Consider the following 17,014-nt stretch of genomic DNA (forward strand, 5'->3'; position numbering starts at 1 on the left):
TTCGGACAAATTTCCGTGTCAGCGTTGTGCGCTGGCCAGCGCGGCCAGCAGCGGGACGAGCCTGCCCTCCGGAACCTCGAAACGGCCCAGACCTGCGGTTTGCAGCCAGCCGACGGCGGCGAGCTGGCGCAGATGCTGGTAGATGTCGGCCGAAGTGCCCAGTTCTTCGATGGCGGCGAGGTCGGCCGCGGTGCGACGGCCGTAGACGATCTCGCGCAGCAGCCGCAGGCGCACCGGATTGGCCAGCACGGCCAGGCAGTTGGCGGCCTCGATGGTCCAGATGTCGCCGACGATGGCATCGGTGGCGTACTGGGCCTGCCAGTCGACCCGCTCACCGGTCGGCAGTTGCAGCGCGCCGGCCAGCAGAACCCCGCCGTTGCGCTCCCCGGCGTCGTCGAACTCGTGCCGCAGCCGGGTCACCGCCCACGGCAGTCCCGCGCTCTCGCCCTCGGGCCGCGCGCTCTCCAGCGCTGCCACGCGCCGTTCCAACTCTTCGATTCGGTCGACCAGTTCCACGCGGTCAACCTACGCCACGCGCCCGGTCGTGAGCGGGTCGAACGGTGCGGATCGCCTGTGCCACAGGCACGCACCCCCGCGCGAGCATTCGCGCCGGGGGTGCGTGGGTGTCGCGGATCAGCCCTGAACAGCGCCGAACGACGGCTGCTGGATGGTGGCGAGCTGGTAGGCGTAGCCGTCCGGGTGCGCCTCGCTGACCGGCACCGACCAGCGGTGCCACAGCTGGCCGTACACCGCGGCCACGATCAGGCCGCCGCCGGGATTGAGCACCCCGGTGCGGATGGTGGTGTCGACCGGGATGTCCTGGTGCTCGGTGAGCTGGGCGGTGCCGCTCTGGCCGTTCGACAGGTTCAGCCAGATGACCTCGAGCCTGGCCTCGCCCTGATTCGGCGAGATGGTGCCCGGGCCACCGAAGAAGCCGAAGCGGAAGCCGTCGAGGTCGAGGGCGATGCCCGAGCCGTACACGCCGGGACCACCACCGCTCTGCCCGATGTCGGAGGTCGCGGGGATCTGGAACGGCTGCGCGGGCAGGGCGACGTCGACCGTGCCCTCGGCGGCGAGCTTGTCCAGCGCGGCCAGCGCACCGGGGTTGTCGCCCACGGAGGTGCGCAGCTGGGTGACGGCCTCGGCCACGTCCACGGTGGCGGGCGCCGGATCCGCGACCGCGGGGCCGGCGAAGACGATGGCGACCGCGGCCGAGGCGGCGGCGACCACGGTGGTGAAGCGACGCGTGAAACTCAGATGATGCATAACCAGCTCTCCTCGAGTGTTCCTGGTACAGCTTTCCCTGGGTGAATCGTTCGCTGAACGTGTCGGTCGCGGGCCGCCGCGGATCATCCCCCGGCGGGCTCCCCGGCCACCAACGCACCGTAACGGACATCACATTCGACGGAATTACTGCCCTGGGAAAAGTCGAGGTCGCGACTCACGGCATGGGTGCGATCTGCACCTTGTAGCCGCGATAGAGCTCGGGTTTGGCGGTGAGCACCGGCATGTCGAGGTGCAGCGCGGTGAACACGACGGGCGCGACGAGCGGCCAGTCGGTGTGATCGTCGACCATGGCGACGGTGGTGCCGATGCGGATGGCGGTGGCCGCGTCCAGTTCGGCCCAGCGCACGGCGACGCGATTGTCGAGCAGGCGGCCGAGTTCGTCGACGTTGTCGACCGCGCGCATGGCGGCCATCAGGCTCACCGACGGGACGACCAGGATCCGGCGCTGCTGGGTGAACTGGCGCATGATCACCTGCCCGAACAGCGGCGAGCGGGCCAGTGAGGTGAGGGCGGTGTGGTCGGCGACGCTCACCGTGGGCTCACGCCGGTGCCGTTCAACGCTGCCATCAGTGCACTCAGTTTCGCTTCCGCGTCGGCGATCTCGGCCTCGGAATGCTGTTTGATGCGGTCGTCGAGACCGCCGAGGATCTGCTCGCGCAGATCGTCGTTGAAGTAGGCGGGGGGCAATGCCCCGTGCCGTAGGACCTCGGCGGGTACCACCGCGACCAGCTCCTTCCCCTCCCGCGTCACGATCACCGGTCGTCCGCTCGCGGACACACTGTCGAAAACACTGCCGAGCTGCCCCCGTAACTCGGTCAACGGCACAGTCTCATAATCGGCCATAGCCCACTGTACACCGCTGTGTACAGTGGGCGGCTCGATCAGGCGACCTTGCGGGCCGGTTCGCTGCGGTACCGGGTGGCCGGACCGTCGATGCCGAGCAGGCGCCAGGTGAGCTTGGCGACCGGGTTCATCATCCCGCTGTTGGTGGCCAGCGCGCGCACGTCACCGAAGATGTTGCGCATGGTGAGCTGCGATTCCGGGCTGCGCCAGTAGGCATCGCGCATGACCTCGGCGGGGATGTCGAACTTCTCGACGAACTCCTTGGGCGGGGTCATGATCATGTCGAGCATGATCCGCATCGCGATCGGGAACAGCACCGACAGCGCGGTTTTGGTGACCACGTTCATCCCCGGCACATTGCGGCGCAGGTACTCGTGCGCGAAGGAGATGTGGCGGGCCTCCTCGGCCACGTGGATCTGCATCACCCGCTGCACCATCGGATGCAGGTCGACCCCGCCGCGCAGCAACGACTTCTGCAGGTGGTCGATCGGCTCCTCGCCGCCGAGGATCATCGTGAAGAACAGCTCGGGGAAGTACTTCACCGCGGGCCAGATGATCATCGTCAGCTTGCGGTCGATGGTGCCCATGCCCACCACATCGCGGTAGCCGATGCGGTTGATCATCTCCTGGAACATCATCGTGTGGTTGCACTCTTCGGCAGCCTCGTGGGTGATGTAGCGGAATTCGGGGTCACCGTTGGGCACTGAGATGAGGTACTGCATCAACCCGCGGATGAGCAGCTGCTCGAAGTCAAGGCCCACCTTGGCGATGCCGGCCTGACGCCACATGCCGATGGCGATCTGGCGGTCGATCGGCTGGGCCTTGTACCAGGGGTGACGGCCGAGCGGGTCCTCGTCGGGCATGATCCAGCGCGGATCGTCGGAGTGGACGGCGAATTCGGGTGCGTCCCAGTCGATGTCGACGTAGGGATCGAAGTGCCGGTTCACCGAGCCTTCGGACAGGCTGCGCAGGATCTCGTGGTACTCGGGATCGGTGGCGGTGTTCTTGGGGGCTGTCGACAGCATCGGCGATGTCTCCTTCATGTGGCGCGCGTCGCACTTTATATGAGACTCGCGGTCTCAGACAACTGTACGCCGGTCCCGGCTCGCGTGCTGCGCGAGTGACCTGCGCCGACGTACGATGGGTCGTCGCGGGACACGCCGAACGATCTACCGGTCAGCCGGTTCACCGGCTCTGAGTGAGCGGGGCAGCGCATGAGCGGAATGCAGTTCGGGATCTTCACCGTCGGCGATGTCACGCCCGATCCCACCACCGGCCGCGAGCCCACCGAACACGAGCGGATCACCGCGACCGTCGCGATCGCGCAGAAGGCCGAAGAGGTGGGCCTCGATGTCTTCGCCACCGGTGAGCACCACAATCCGCCGTTCGTCCCCTCCTCACCGACCACCCTGCTCGGCTTCCTCGCGGGCCGCACCGAGCGGCTGATCCTGTCGACCTCGACCACGCTGATCACCACCAACGACCCGGTCAAGATCGCCGAGGACTTCAGCGTGCTGCAGCATCTCGCGGAGGGCCGGGTCGACATCATGCTCGGCCGCGGCAACACCGGCCCGGTCTACCCGTGGTTCGGCAAGGACATCCGCGCGGCCGTCTCACTGACCGTGGAGAACTACGAATTGCTCCGGGCACTGTGGGATTCGGAGGTCGTGGACTGGAGCGGCAAATACCGCACGCCCCTGCAGGGCTTCACCCTGGCGCCGCGACCGCTCGACGATGTCGCGCCGTTCGTCTGGCACGCCGCCATCCGCACTCCCGAGGTCGCCGAGCTGGCCGCCTACTACGGTGACGGCTTCTTCGCCAATCACATCTTCTGGCCGTCCTCGCACACCGAACGCATGGTCGCGCTGTATCGGCAGCGCTTCGCCCACTACGGGCACGGCACCGCGGAGCAGGCCGTTGTCGGCCTCGGCGGGCAGGTGTTCCTGCGGCCCAACAGCCAGGACGCGGTCACCGAGTTCCGGCCCTACTTCGACAACGCGCCGGTCTACGGGCACGGACCCTCGCTCGAGGAGTTCACCGCGCAGACGCCGCTGACGGTCGGTTCGCCGCAGGAGGTGATCGACAAGACGCTGAGCTTCCGCGACTACGTGGGCGACTATCAGCGTCAGCTGTTCCTCGTCGACCATGCCGGGCTGCCGCTGAAGACCGTGCTCGAACAGCTCGACCTGCTCGGCGAAGAGGTGATTCCGGTGTTGCGCAAGGAGTTCGCGGTCGGCAGACCCGACGACGTGCCCGACGCACCGACCCACGCCACCCGGGTCGCCGCGGCCGCGCAGCGAGCCGAGACCGAGGAGGCACAGTCGTGACGAAGCTCGCCGTGGTCAGCGGCGGCCTGCGCGAACCCTCCTCGACCCGGTTGCTGGCCGACCGGCTCACCGCGGGTGTCGAGGCGGCGCTGGGGGATCGGCCGGTCGAGGTGACGGTGGTCGACCTGCGCCGCCACGGCCGCGCGATCATGGACGCGATGCTCACCGGGTTCCCGAGCACCGAACTCGAGGCGGCCTTCGACGCGGTCGCGGGCGCCGACGGGCTGATCGCCGTGACGCCCGCCTTCAACGCCTCCTACAGCGGACTGTTCAAATCCTTCTTCGACGTACTGCCCGAGGAATCGCTGACCGACATGCCCGTGCTCATCGCGGCCACCGGCGGCACCGACCGGCACTCGCTGGTGCTCGAACACGCCATGCGCCCGATGTTCTCGTACCTGCACGCGATCATCTCACCCACCGGCGTCTACGCCGCCACCGACGATTTCGGTGCCTGGGAGTCGGGCGGGCTGGCCGCGCGCATCGACAAGGCCGCCGCCGACTACGTCCGCCTGCTCACCTCCTGTGGACAGCGTGACCGCCGCGATGTGTTCGCCGAGGGCATCGATGCCATGTCCCGGTTGCTCAACGGACCCGACCGAACCGGCCCCGCGCCGAGAGAGTGAGTGCTCCGATGACCCGTCTGACCCCCGCCAAGGCGATCTGGCCCGAACTGACGGTCGATTCCTGGTCCGACACCCGCGACACCCTGCACATGTGGACCCAGATCATCGGCAAGGTGAAACTGGCCGGGACACCGCTGATCAACCACTGGTGGAACGTGACGTTCGCGGTGAGCGCGCGTGGACTGAGCACCGGTGCCATCCCGGCCGAGGGGCGGCTGCTCGACATCGAATTCGATTTCGTCGACCACGAACTCGTCCTGCGCACCAGTGATGCCCGTCGTGCCACGGTGGCACTGCGGCCCCGGACGGTCGCCGACTTCTACGCCGCGGTCGGGGAGGCACTCGGACAACTCGACGTCGCCTTCGACATCGAGGCCGCGCCCAACGAGGTCGATCCGGCGATCCCCTTCGCGAGCGACACCACCCACCACTCCTATGACGCGCAGGCCGCCACACAGTTCTGGCAGCAGCTCGTGCAGATCAATCGGGTCTTCCAGCTCTGGCGCGCCGGTTTCGCCGGGAAATCCAGTCCGGTGCACGTGTTCTGGGGCGCGCTCGACCTCGCCTGCACCCGCTTCTCCGGGCGCACCGCGCCGCTGCATCCCGGCGGGGCGCCGAACTGCGCGAATTGGGTGATGGAGGAAGGCTATTCGCGCGAATGCGCCAGCGCCGGGTTCTGGGCGGGCGGCACCGAGGGCATGTTCTACGCCTACAGCTACCCCGCCCCCGAGGGCTACACCGAGCACGCGGCCGGTCCCGAGGGCGCGCGCTGGGACGCCGATCTCGGCGAATTCGTGCTGCCCTACGACGTGGTCCGCAAGTCCGACGACCCCGACGCGACGCTGCTCGACTTCCTGCAGACCACCTACGCCGCGGCCGCCGACCTCGCCCACTGGGACCGCAAGCTCCTCGACGTCGACCCGCACCGCCTCGACCGGCGGATCGACGCCGACGACCACACCCGGATCTGACCTACTGCTCGTCCGCGGGCAGCGAGGCGACGACGGCCTCCCACGCCTCGTGCAGGTGATGACACACCGGCCCGGTCTGGGTGAGCACCGTGACGCACCGATTGCTGTGGTCGTAGAGCTCCACCGACGAGGTCGTCCCGGTCACGCCGTGCGCCTGGGTGACCCAGCACTCGGCGACGAAGGACGGGTCGACCGCGTAGCGGGCCGCACCGAAGATCACCGAGACATGACTGCTCGTGTGTTCGACGAAAGCGGCTGGGCCCCGGTGCAACTGGACGCAGCCGCCACCGGGCACCGCGACGGTGTAGGCCAGGCTCATGTCGGAGAGATGGGTCAGCAGATGCGGGAAGACGCGCGCATCGACGCGCCGCGCGCCGGTGAACGGCAGGACCCGGTAGCGCTCGGGCGTCAGGTCGTCGAGGTGGGTGATCTGGTCGGCCTCGCTCCAGTTCACGCTCGACCAGTCCAGCGCGTCCGCGGTCTCGGGCTCGGCGACAGGCGCCGATTCCAGCGCCTCGACCACGAGCCGGTCCGACAGCGGCGTGAGATAGGCGCGATGCGTGCCGGTCGCGTTGGCCATGGTCAGCGCGCGCTCGGTGAGCACGGTGTCGCTGACCAGACCCGGATGCACGCGCAGCGCGATCTGCTGGTCGCCGCAGCGCAGCGCCTCGCCGGGGAGCGCGGGCGGCTGGTACTCGCCGGTGTGGCTGAGCAGCGCGGCGTCGTTGGCGGTGACCGAGACGACGGTGCCGAGGGCGGGCAGTGCCGCGGCGACCACGCGTGGTCCCGCGCCGATCCGCCGGGCCGGGCAGCGCTCGCAGCGCCTGTCGTCAGTACACATCGCGGACGTACCGCTTCTCTCGCTTGAGGGTGTTGACGTACTCGTCGGCGTCCTCGAGGCCGAGTCCGCCGTGTTCGCCGACGATGGCGTGCAACGCCTTGTCGACGTCCTTGGCCATCCGGGTGGCATCACCGCACACGTAGAAGTGCCCGCCCTCCTCGAGCCAGGCGAACAGCTCGGCGCCGTGTTCGCGCATCCGCGTCTGCACGTAGATCTTCTCGGCCTGGTCGCGCGAGAACGCGAGATCGAGGCGGTCCAGGACGCCCGAATCGTGCCAGGACGTGAGCTCGTCGGAGTAGATGTAGTCGTGTTCGCGATGCTGATCGCCGAAGAACAGCCAGTTGCGTCCCTGCGCGCCGCGCTGCTCGCGTTCCTGCAGGAAGGCGCGGAACGGGGCGATGCCGGTGCCGGGCCCGACCATGATCATCGGGACGTCGTCGTCGGCGGGCACCCGGAAGTGCTTGTTGGGCTGCAGGAAGATCTTGGCGCCTTCGCTGCGGTCGGCCAGGAAGGTCGAACAGACGCCGCCGCGTTCGCGTCCCGCGCCCTGGTAGCGCACGCTGGCCACGGTCAGGTGGATGTGGTCGGGATGGGCCAGCGAGCTCGACGAGATCGAATAGGCCCGGTGCACAAGCGGTTTGAGCAGGCCGACGAATTCCTCGAGGCTCAGCGCGTCGCCGCCGATGCGCAGGATGTCGAGGATGTCCTTGCCGTAGAGCCAGCGGTCGAGCACGTCCTTCACGCCACCGCGCAGGACGTGGGAGAGCTCCTCGTGCTCGGCGCGGCTCTCCACCTCGCTGAGCAGATCCTTGGACGGGGTGCTGATCTCGTAGCGGTGGCCGAGCAGCTCGCCGAGCGGTTCGCCGTCGACGAGGGTGTCGGGTGAGACGCGGAAGTGTTCGGCGATGGCCGCGACCAGCGCCGGATCGTTGGCGGGCACCACCGCCAGCGCGTCGCCCGCCTCGTAGACGATGCCGCTGTCGGCCAGCGCGAACTCGAAGTGCCGGATCTCCTTGCCCGAGCCCGCACCCGAGAGCACCCGGTTCACCGGCAGCAGCGCCGGATACGGGTTCTTGCGGGTCCAGCCGGAGCGGGCCACCGTGCTCGGCGGCGGTGTTCCGGAATTGCCGCTGGCCCCGGCCAGGGTGACCAGCGTGGAGACCGCGCTGTGCACCCATTCGGCGGCCGCGGTCTCGTAGTCGACATCGCAGTCGGCCCGGCCGATGATCCGGTGCGCGCCGAGCTGCTCGAGCCGGGTGTCGAAGAGCTTGCCCGCCTGACAGAACCCGTCGTAGCCGGTGTCGCCGAGCGCGAGCACGCCGTAGGCGACGCCTTCCAGGCGCGGCGCCGTGGTGGCCGACAGTGCGTCCCAGAACAATTCGGCATTGTCGGGCATCTCGCCCTCGCCGTAGGTCGAGGTGATGAGCAGGACATACTTCAGCCCCGCGAACTCGTCGAGTTCGATCTCGTCGAGCCCGCTGACCGTGGCGTCGAAGCCCTGCGCCTTGGCCGCGGCGGCCGCGTCACCGGCGACGCTCTCGGCATTGCCGGTCTGGGTGCCGTAGAGGATCCGCAGCGGCGGGCGGGGCGCGCCCGTATCGGTGGTGGCCGCGGGCGGCGCGGCGAGGTTCATCGCGAGCCGCGAGTGCAGCCCGGCAAGGAAGCCGGACAACCAGGCGCGCTGGTCCTCGTTGAACGGGGCGTCTTCGGGGATGTAGGCGATTTTCATGAGCTCTTCACGGTCTCGAGAGTGGGGCCCGACAGGGCGACGACGGGGACGGCCTGGTGGGCGAACAGCTCCTCGAAGGAGGGCAGGCGACCGATCTTGTCGATGTTCTTCGCGGTCTGGAACAGGATCCAGCCGTAGGTGCCGGGGCTGTCCATCGATCGGACGTTGCGCCTGCTCAGGGCCTGCTTGTAGTCGCCGAGCCGCTTGTCGGCGACCAGGACGGCGAGATCGTCGTCGCTGAAGCCGTCGATCGCCTCGCGCGCGTACTTCTGCAGTTTCTGGATGAGGAAGAAGTCCTCGGTGAGGATCAGATTGCGCACGGCCTTGCCGACCACCGGATCGTCGACCTTGGCCGGACCCGACATCCGCGAAAGTGCCAGCTGCTGGGCCATGTTCAGCACCGTGTAGGTGTTGAGCAGGGCGAACATCTCCTCGCTGTCGGTGTCGCCGTAGCCGGGCACCGAACCGTCGAGCACGGTGCGCTGATCGCGGTAGGACAGCTTGAACTTGCGCACCTGGTGTCCGGCCAGTGCCGCGGCGAGCTCGTCGAGCAGTTCGCGGCGGGTCTTGGCGGCCAGGATCGCATCCGAGTCCTGGTACTGCAGCAGCGCGCGCGGCATGGCGTAGCTGAGCAGGTGCCGGGTGCTGTCCCAGTCCGCCAGCAGCGCACGGCCTTTCGCCGAACCGGTGGCGGCGACGTGCCACTCCAGCATGGTGCGCGCGGCCAGTTCGTGGAACGGCGCGTCGGTGATCGGCAGCACGAGCACCGAGTCGGCGCTCACTTTCGAGGCCAGGTCACCGTCGGGGTTGTACTGGTAGAGGAAGCCGCCGCTCATGCCGTTGGCGACGCCCTTGCCGAAGCCGCCGATATTGAGCACGGCGCCGTTGGTCATGTACTCGCACAGGAACTCGCCGACGCCCTCGACCACTGCGGTCGCGCCGGAATTGCGCACCGCGAACCGGTCACCGGCCTGGCCCTCGACGAATAATCGGCCGCCCGAGGCACCGAACAGCGCGAAGTTGCCGATCAGCACATTGCCGCCGTGCACGTCCGCGCCGCCGCCGGGGGAGCGCACTGCGATCGTGCCACCGCAGGCGCCCTTGCCGACGCCGTCGTTGCAGGTTCCGGTGTGGGTCAACGACATTCCGTCGGTGCAGAACACGCCGTAGCTCTGGCCCGCCGACCCGGTGGTGGTGATGGTGACGCTGTCGGGCAGCAGGTAGCGGCGTCCGCGATCGTCGGTGGTGACCGCGGGGCCGTCGCCACCGCCGTGGTTGAGCAGGCGTTCGATGTCGATGGCGAGCTGGCCGCCGACGCTCTTGTTCCGGTTGCTCAGCGCGACCGGCGCGAGGGTGGCCCCGCCCAGGTCGAGCTGGTCGAGGAACGCGTCGTCGATCGTGTAGTCCTTCTCCATGTAGATGGGGTCCTCGACGAGCACCTCCTCGGCCACCTCGAGCATGCGGCGCAGGTCGAGGGTGCCGATGCTGGAGGGGTGGTCGTGCAGGTGCAGCAGATCGCTGCGACCGCGCGCCTCGCGCAGTGAGCGCAGCCCCAGCGTCGCCAGGATCTCGCGCACCTCGTGGGAGATGTTGAGCAGATACTGCGCCAGCGCCCGCGGATCACCTTCGAACACTTCGGCATTGGTGGTGAGCCCGGCCGGACACTTGATGTTGCAGTTCTTGGCCATCACGCACTTGAGCATCATCAGCGCGGTGGTGCCGAACTCGAAGCTGTCCGCGCCCAGCAGTGCCGATTTCACGACGTCACTGGCGGTTTGGTGCGCGCCGGAACAGCGCAGGATCACCTTCTGGCGAATACCGTTGGCGCACAGGGCCTGATGCACCTCGGCGACGCCGATCTCGGCGCTGCGCCCCGCGTACTTGAGGCTGGTCACCGCCGCCGCGCCGGTGCCACCGGTGTTGCCCGCGACATTGATGACATCGGCGCCCGCCTTGGCCACACCGACCGCGATCGTGCCGATGCCCTCCGAGGACACCAGTTTCACGATCACCCGCACCCGCGCGGCCTTGCAGTCGTGGATCAGCTGCGCCAGATCCTCGATCGAGTAGGTGTCGTGATGTGGTGGGGGAGAGACGAGTTCGACGCCGGGCGTGCCGCCGCGCGCGGCCGCGATCTCCACGGTCACCTTCGGCGCGGGCAGCTGACCGCCCTCGCCGGGCTTGGCGCCCTGCCCGATCTTGATCTCGAGTTCCTGCAGCATCGGATCGGCCAGGTACCCCGACCACACGCCGAAGCGCCCGGAGGCGAACTGCTTGATCCGTGAACCGCGGATGGTGCCGTAGCGGGTGATGTGCTCGCCGCCCTCACCGCAGTTGGACATGCCGCCGACCATGTTGGTGCCGTGCGCGACGGCCTCGTGGGCCGGGGCGACCAGGGCGCCGTGGCTCATCGCGCCCGAGGCCAGGGTGCCGGTGATCTCGCTGGCGGGCTGCACCCGATGCAGCGGGATCGATTCCGGTGCGGTCCTGACATCGGCGAGGAAGCTCTCCGCGTCACCGGTGGCGCGCAGTCGCAGGGTGTCCCCGGCGATGTCGGTGCTCACGATCGCGGCGCCGAACCGTGCGCGCAAGGCGGTGGCCAGTGCGGCGAGGCGTTCGGGGCCGTGGGTGAGCCGCAGGACGAAGTCCGCGCCGTCCCGCTCGCACGACAGGCCGCGCACCTGGAAGTCGTTGTTGCCGGTCAGCGTGAATTGCCCCAGCTCGCTGCGGAATTCGTCGGCGGTGTGCACGAAGTTCACGTCGGCGGGCAGGGCGAGGACATCGCGCAGCGCGGCCGGGCGACGGGTGCGCTCGGCGTTCATCGACCGCACGAAATGGCGGTAGCCGGGCGTGATGTCGAAACTGTCCAGCGCGCGTGGGCTCAGCTGGTCGAAGCTGGTGTTGCGGTAGGCCTCGTCGTCGAGGCCGAAGGCGCCCTCGAGCTGGTTGAGCGGCAGCAGTCGCAGGAAGGTGGCGTCGGTCATCGCCGGGTTGTCCGGGCGGGCGGTGTCGTCGAAGGAGATCGCCTCCTCGGTCATGTCGACGAAACCGCGCACCGCGGTGGTGCCGTAGGAATGGCCCGCGCCTTCGGCGCGCTCCTTGAACAGGCCCAGCAGCGGGATGTCCTTGTCGCCGGTCACCGCGAGCGCGCGGGCGTGCCAGTCGGCGACCGCCGCGGCCAGCGTCGTGAAGCCGACACCCGCCACCGGCGAGACCACATTGGGAAAGTACTTGTGCAGCACCGGATCACCGGTGTCGAGATAGTTCGGCTCGAAGAACTCGCCGCCGATGTAGCTCTCGACCGTGCAGAGACCCACCCGGCCCATCGTCTTCATCAGCGACTTCTCGGCGGCCTTGGCGAAGTACTTGAACGCCTGGTCGGCATCGCCGCCGAACTTCTCCTCCGCGCGCATCTGCACCGCGAGGGGATACACCGCCGACGCGCCGAACCCGAGCACCGCGGCGATGTGGTGCGAGGAGCACAGCTGACCGCTCTCGGCGATCACCGAGACCCGCAGGCGCAGGCCCTGTTCGATCAGCCGCTGGTTGATCGCCGACACCACGATGATCAGCGGCATCGCCGCGCGTTCACGGGCGACGTGCCGGTCGGTGATCACCGCGATGCCGCCGGATTCGCGTGCGAAGGCCTCGATCTCGTCGCACAGGGCGTCGACCGCGCGCACCAGCGCCTCGGCATTGGCACGCGGGTCGGTGAGGTCGACCCGGTAGCGCATGCCGAACCGGCGCACCGGGGTCTGGTCCTGGTCGCGGATCTTGAGCATGTCCAGATGCGTGAGGATCGGCGAGCCGACCACGATCTGCGGTGCGGGCGTGGCGCCGCTGTTGGGCTTGGCGCCCAGCGCGACCCGCAGGGTCATGCCGTCGGCCTCGCGGATGCTGTCCAGCGGCGGGTTGGTGACCTGCGCGAAGCGCTGCGAGAAGTACTTGGCGACACCGCCTTCCTGATCGGAGAGCGCGTTGATCGCCGCGCCGTAACCCATCGCGGAGATCTTCTCCTGGCCGGTGGCCAGCATCGGGTCCATCAGGAACTTGAAGCTCTCCTGATTGAGCGAGTACGCGACGTAGCGCTGATGGTTGGTCAGGTCGCCGTCGTAGCGGGCGGGCGAGTCCTGCGGCACCGGCGTGACCGGCGGTAGGTCGGCCAGGTTCGTGCGGGCGGCGGTCAGCATCGAGGGGTAGTCGTGGCGCGCCGCGAGCATCTCCAGCGCCTCGGTGGTGGTGTAGGAGCGGCGCTGCGCGTGGTCGAAGTAGAGCATGCCGCCCGCTTCGATCCGGCCGCGCTGGAGCACCTGCTCGGGCGGGAAGTACACCTGCCCGGCCTCCGACATCACGCCCAGGTACTCGGCGGTCTCCACCGTGCGCAGCGGGCGCAGGCCGAGGCGGTCCAGGCGGGCGCCGATGATCGTGCCGTTGCCGAAGATCAGCGCGGCCGGGCCGTCGTTCTTCTCCTCGTAGAGGCTGAAGTACTCGAGCATCGCCGTCACCTGCGGGGAGAGGGTGGTGTCGTTCTCCCAGGCCGGCGGCATCATCGCGACGACCGCGGTGACCAGGTCGAGATCGTCCTCGAGCACCCGGTTCTGCAGGGTCTGGTCGAGGCGACAGCTGTCGGACTGGCCCTGCGGCCGGATGATCGCCCGGTTGCGGGCCAGCGCGATCGCGTTCTCCGAGAGGCGGTTCTTCTTGTCGGTGTTGAGTTCACCGTTGTGGGCCATCAGCCGGAAGGGCTGGGCCATCGTCGCGTTGGGCGCGGTGTTGGTGGAGAACCGGGTGTGGAAGAACATCGAGTGCACTTCCATTCGCGGGTCGTTCAGATCGCGGAAGTAGGGCACCACTTCGTTCGAGTTGAGCCTGCCCTTGAGCACCTGGGTGCGGGCGCTGAGCGAGAGCGGGTACATCCCGAGCAGTTCGGGGCGGGTGTAGGCCACGGCCTCGATCGCCATGAGCGCGTCGTGGATCTTGCGGTCGTCGGTGGCCAGGAACACCCACTGCCGGATCGGCAGCTGGTACTTCCTGGCCGCCGGGCGGATGGCGTCGTCGTCGACCGGCACGTCGCGGGTGCACAGGATCTCGAAACCCTGTGCCGCCAGCGCGTCCTCGATCACCGATTCGGCCTCGGCGTGGAACGCCGGATCGGTCGGCAGGAAGAAATTGCCGACGCCGAACTGGCCGTGGGCCAGATCGGCGCGCCCGGTCAGCTCGGCGAAGAAGCGCAGCGACAGGTCGAGGTTCACCCCCGCACCGTCACCCACACCCTCCGACGACATCCCACCGCGATGCGGCACCGCGCACAGTGCCTCGTGCAGCTTGTGAATGATCTCGTGGGTCTGGACGCCGTCCTTGCGGGTCAGGAACCCGACACCACAACTGCTCTTCTCCTGCTCCGCGTCATACAGCCCACTCAAACGACGAATCTCCTCGGCCCGCGCCGCGAACGGCGCACCCACTGATGCTCAGCCGCCCGCTCCGCGTCACGGCAAATGAGCAGAGCCTAGCCTAAGTAAGCATCAGCTAAATCGAGGAGCGTTCAGCATCACACCCCGCGCCGACCCCCGAAACAGACCGTCGGGTCCGTGACCTGGGCGGACGGCCCGCGTCAGGAGGTGGTGCCCGCGTGGGCGGCGATGATCCGCCAGCCGTGCACCTCGTCGTGCAACCAGGTCCGGGTGTAGCGCATCGTGGCGGCGAACGGCGTTCCGTGCACGCTGCCCTCGACGGTGCCGAGGAACCAGGTCACCCCGGTGGAACCGTCGGCGAGCACGGTCAGATCCTCCTCGACCAGCTTCGTCAACACCTGTGCCCCGGTGCGATGGAGCTCGAGGTCGTCGGCCTTGCCGTAGACGTCACCGCCGAGGGTGAAGATCAGGCGATCGTCCAGCAGCTTGTCCAACGCGTCGACATCGCCCGCCAGCTGTGCGGCCTGTAGCCGATGCTCGGCATCCCGTAGATCTTCCATGCTGCTCAGCTTGTCAGCCGCGGCGCCAGGATCGGCGAATTTTCACGCTCGGCTGAACGTCCCGCCTGCTCGGCCGGCGAAAATCGTTGGCGGCCCGGGGTCCACCGCTGCTAGCTTGCTGGAGACCGTGCGAGAGAACGAGGAGGTGGTACCCGTGAACGCAGTATCGACGTGGGTGCTCTCCTCCGGGGTCACGGTCGGGCGATAGGTCGTCCGGGAGCGCCATCACTCCCGAAAGGCACGACCATGCACTTCCTTTCCGAACACCGCCTCGACGACGATGTCCTCGAACGCGAATTCACCCTCGGCGACATCCCCGGCATCTTCTGGACGCCCGGATCCACCCCCGCCCCGCTGATCCTGCTCGGCCACCCCGGCGGACTCCCCGCCATGTACCCCCGACTGGCCGCCCGGGCCCGCGCCTGCGCCGCCCAGGGCTTCGCCGCGGCCACCATCGAACTCCCCGGCAGCGGCGACCGCCCCCGTTCCCCCACCGCCGACCAGGCCCGCGCCGACCTGCGCCACGCCATCAAGGCAGGCGTCCCCGTCGACGACGAAATCATCGAACGCCTCGTCCGCCCCCTGGTCGACCAGTCCGTCCCCGAATGGCAGTCAGCCCTCGACGCCCTCCTGTCCCTCCCCGACATCGAAGGCCCGGTCGGCCTCTCCGGCGGCATCATCGCCATCGCCATCCGCCTGGCCCGACTAGACCCCCGCATCACCGCCGCCGTCCTCTTCGCCGGAAGCTACGTCCCCCGAGCCATGTTCGAAGAGGCCCGCCAACTAACCATCCCCCTCCAAGTCCTCCTCCAATGGGACGACGAGGGCAACGACCGCCAACTCGCCCTCGACCTCTTCGACACCTTCGCCTCCCCCGAAAAGACCCTCCTGGCCAACATGGGCGGCCACACCGGCGTCCCGGCCCACGCCGGTGAATACGCAAACCACTTCTTCACCCGCCACCTGAGTCCATCCGCTCCGCGATAGCGCGCTCTCGATGGCTACTTCGCAAGCGTTGCGTAACAATGGAGTTCGTTCTCGCGGGGCAGGGTCGAGTGACAGGGGGATACGTGGCGCAGACGACTGTTTCCGTCGAGGCCAGGGATGACTACTGGGTCATCGCCTTCAGCCGACGCGACGAGGAGTTGCTCGACGCGCTCAAGACGGCGATCCCCCAGCGCTCGCGCAGCTATGACAGGTCCAACGTCGAATGGCACATCCGGGCCGATGTCACCGAACTCTTGTCCACCTTCGGACGCCTGGGCGCACGGGTCGAACGGAACGGGGAACAGCCCGCGCGCGACAACGATCACGGCGACGCCGCGCACTGGAAGAAGAAGTACGACGCGATGGACTCCGCAGCGAGGCAGCAGCACACCTACATTCAGCAACTGCAGGACGAGCTCGAGGAACTGCGTACGAGTGTGCAGCAACTTCGAAAGGAGTCGGCGGAGCGGTTTCGGGGATCGCCCGCCGGCGGGACCTGGGCAGAGCAGCTGTTCAGTGCCCTCGGTGCGAGCCGCACGGAGGCCGTGTTCAGAGCGCTGACGAAAGTCTTTCATCCCGACAACATCAAGACCGGTGACACCGTCTTGATGCAGCAACTCAACGAGGCCAGGGACCGGTAGCGCATCACAGAAAGGGGGCTGTCGTGGCATCTGGTGCGGCGGGGAATCGATGGTGGCAGGTCGGACGCGGTGCGCGGGAACGAATTCCGGGCGTGGTCGGTGCTCGGGCGGCGTATACGCCCGCCGAACGGGCCTATCACGTCGAATTGGCCGGATGGCAGGCCGAGCAGGATCGGCTCGACACCTTGGTCGCGGTGGCAAGAGCGACTCTGCGTGATCGCGGGAGGACCGACTTCGGCGTCGTCCTGAAGTCGAACGAGTCTGCGCTGTTCGGTTGCGAAGGGCAGTTGATCGAACCGAGAAAGCTCCGGGGACACTATTCAGGCCGCTCGTCCGGAATCAGCGTCCGCATCGCGAGAGGGGTCTGGTATCGCACGGGCAGTTATCGCGGAACCTACATTCCGGGGCCGGAGCTGCAGACTCCGATCGATGTCGGCCGGGCCGTGATCACCACTACCCGAGTGATTTTCACCGGCTGGAAGGCCACCAGGGAGTGGCGGTTCGACAAGTTGGTCGGCATCGACGCCGACGCCGATTTCGGCACAGTCCTGATCCACGTCCAGAACCGTCAGAAGGTGTCCGGCCTGCTGCTCGCCGGTGCCACCGTGGCATTCCAGACCAATCTGGAGGTGGCACTGACCATCGCCGATCGCGGCGTCGACGCGGCGATCCAAGAACTGAAGGCAGCCGCGGACGCCCATATGTCCGGTCAACCCCAGCCGCCCCGTTCACCCTGACCGCCGACACCCACGAAAGAACAAACCCGGTGTGCGTCGAACAGACCCGCA

The 17,014-nt window shown here is 68.1% G+C and carries 15 protein-coding genes; 6 read left to right on the forward strand and 9 right to left on the reverse strand.

Annotated features, from left to right (window positions below):
- Nucleotides 1-18: 18 nt before the first annotated feature.
- The 5 genes from ACFVVM_RS19135 to ACFVVM_RS19155 all read right to left on the reverse strand — a co-directional run bounded on the left by ACFVVM_RS19135 (nucleotide 19) and on the right by ACFVVM_RS19155 (nucleotide 3,155).
- Nucleotides 19-516 (reverse strand): ArsR/SmtB family transcription factor, encoded by a 498-nt coding sequence (locus ACFVVM_RS19135; protein WP_387619773.1) that lies wholly within the window; start codon nucleotides 514-516, stop codon nucleotides 19-21.
- Between the two features lie 117 nt (nucleotides 517-633).
- Nucleotides 634-1,266, reverse strand: coding sequence for a hypothetical protein (locus tag ACFVVM_RS19140; protein WP_387619775.1), 633 nt, complete (start codon nucleotides 1,264-1,266; stop codon nucleotides 634-636).
- A 175-nt stretch (nucleotides 1,267-1,441) separates the two neighbouring features.
- Nucleotides 1,442-1,819 (reverse strand): hypothetical protein, encoded by a 378-nt coding sequence (locus tag ACFVVM_RS19145; protein ID WP_387619778.1) that lies wholly within the window; start codon nucleotides 1,817-1,819, stop codon nucleotides 1,442-1,444.
- Nucleotides 1,816-2,106, reverse strand: coding sequence for a type II toxin-antitoxin system prevent-host-death family antitoxin (locus ACFVVM_RS19150; RefSeq protein WP_387619781.1), 291 nt, complete (start codon nucleotides 2,104-2,106; stop codon nucleotides 1,816-1,818). The genes ACFVVM_RS19145 and ACFVVM_RS19150 overlap by 4 nt, the downstream gene beginning before the upstream one ends.
- Before the next feature lie 62 nt (nucleotides 2,107-2,168).
- Nucleotides 2,169-3,155 carry a diiron oxygenase gene (locus ACFVVM_RS19155; RefSeq protein ID WP_387619784.1) on the reverse strand — a complete coding sequence of 329 codons (987 nt, stop codon included), beginning with the start codon at nucleotides 3,153-3,155 and terminating at the stop codon, nucleotides 2,169-2,171.
- Nucleotides 3,156-3,353: 198 nt separating this feature from the next.
- On the opposite strand from ACFVVM_RS19155, the gene ACFVVM_RS19160 reads away from it, so the two are divergent.
- Genes ACFVVM_RS19160 through ACFVVM_RS19170 form a run of 3 tightly spaced genes read left to right on the forward strand, consistent with a single transcriptional unit; the run spans nucleotide 3,354 to nucleotide 6,054 of the window.
- On the forward strand, nucleotides 3,354-4,457 hold the full coding sequence (locus ACFVVM_RS19160; protein WP_387620877.1) for an LLM class flavin-dependent oxidoreductase: 1,104 nt from the start codon (nucleotides 3,354-3,356) through the stop codon (nucleotides 4,455-4,457).
- Entirely contained in the window at nucleotides 4,454-5,083 is a 630-nt protein-coding gene (locus ACFVVM_RS19165) for an FMN reductase (protein WP_387619787.1), read from the forward strand. The genes ACFVVM_RS19160 and ACFVVM_RS19165 overlap by 4 nt, the downstream gene beginning before the upstream one ends.
- 8 nt (nucleotides 5,084-5,091) lie before the next feature.
- Entirely contained in the window at nucleotides 5,092-6,054 is a 963-nt protein-coding gene (locus ACFVVM_RS19170; RefSeq protein ID WP_387619789.1) for a DUF5996 family protein, read from the forward strand.
- A gap of 1 nt (nucleotide 6,055) precedes the next feature.
- Here ACFVVM_RS19170 and ACFVVM_RS19175 read toward each other — a convergent pair whose 3' ends face one another.
- The 4 genes from ACFVVM_RS19175 to ACFVVM_RS19190 form a co-directional block, all read right to left on the reverse strand.
- Nucleotides 6,056-6,895: a hypothetical protein gene (locus ACFVVM_RS19175; protein ID WP_387619792.1), complete on the reverse strand. Its 840-nt coding sequence runs from the start codon at nucleotides 6,893-6,895 to the stop codon at nucleotides 6,056-6,058.
- Nucleotides 6,885-8,624 carry a sulfite reductase flavoprotein subunit alpha gene (locus ACFVVM_RS19180; protein WP_387619794.1) on the reverse strand — a complete coding sequence of 580 codons (1,740 nt, stop codon included), beginning with the start codon at nucleotides 8,622-8,624 and terminating at the stop codon, nucleotides 6,885-6,887. Before ACFVVM_RS19180 ends, ACFVVM_RS19175 begins: the two co-directional genes overlap by 11 nt.
- Nucleotides 8,621-14,047 (reverse strand): glutamate synthase-related protein, encoded by a 5,427-nt coding sequence (locus ACFVVM_RS19185; RefSeq protein ID WP_387619797.1) that lies wholly within the window; start codon nucleotides 14,045-14,047, stop codon nucleotides 8,621-8,623. Before ACFVVM_RS19185 ends, ACFVVM_RS19180 begins: the two co-directional genes overlap by 4 nt.
- Before the next feature lie 191 nt (nucleotides 14,048-14,238).
- Complete coding sequence (locus tag ACFVVM_RS19190; RefSeq protein WP_387619800.1) at nucleotides 14,239-14,598, reverse strand: nuclear transport factor 2 family protein; 360 nt, start codon at nucleotides 14,596-14,598, stop codon at nucleotides 14,239-14,241.
- A 246-nt stretch (nucleotides 14,599-14,844) separates the two neighbouring features.
- Between ACFVVM_RS19190 and ACFVVM_RS19195 the strand changes: the two genes are divergently transcribed.
- From ACFVVM_RS19195 to ACFVVM_RS19205, 3 genes are all read left to right on the forward strand, one after another.
- Complete coding sequence (locus ACFVVM_RS19195) at nucleotides 14,845-15,585, forward strand: alpha/beta hydrolase (RefSeq protein ID WP_387619803.1); 741 nt, start codon at nucleotides 14,845-14,847, stop codon at nucleotides 15,583-15,585.
- Between the two features lie 83 nt (nucleotides 15,586-15,668).
- The gene (locus tag ACFVVM_RS19200) at nucleotides 15,669-16,226 is read left to right on the forward strand and encodes a hypothetical protein (RefSeq protein WP_387619804.1); all 558 of its coding nucleotides are present in this window, start codon (nucleotides 15,669-15,671) and stop codon (nucleotides 16,224-16,226) included.
- Between the two features lie 92 nt (nucleotides 16,227-16,318).
- Nucleotides 16,319-16,963: a hypothetical protein gene (locus ACFVVM_RS19205; protein ID WP_387619807.1), complete on the forward strand. Its 645-nt coding sequence runs from the start codon at nucleotides 16,319-16,321 to the stop codon at nucleotides 16,961-16,963.
- Nucleotides 16,964-17,014: the final 51 nt, after the last annotated feature.

It is taken from the genome of Nocardia sp. NPDC058176, from assembly GCF_042883805.1.
GTDB lineage: Bacteria > Actinomycetota > Actinomycetes > Mycobacteriales > Mycobacteriaceae > Nocardia.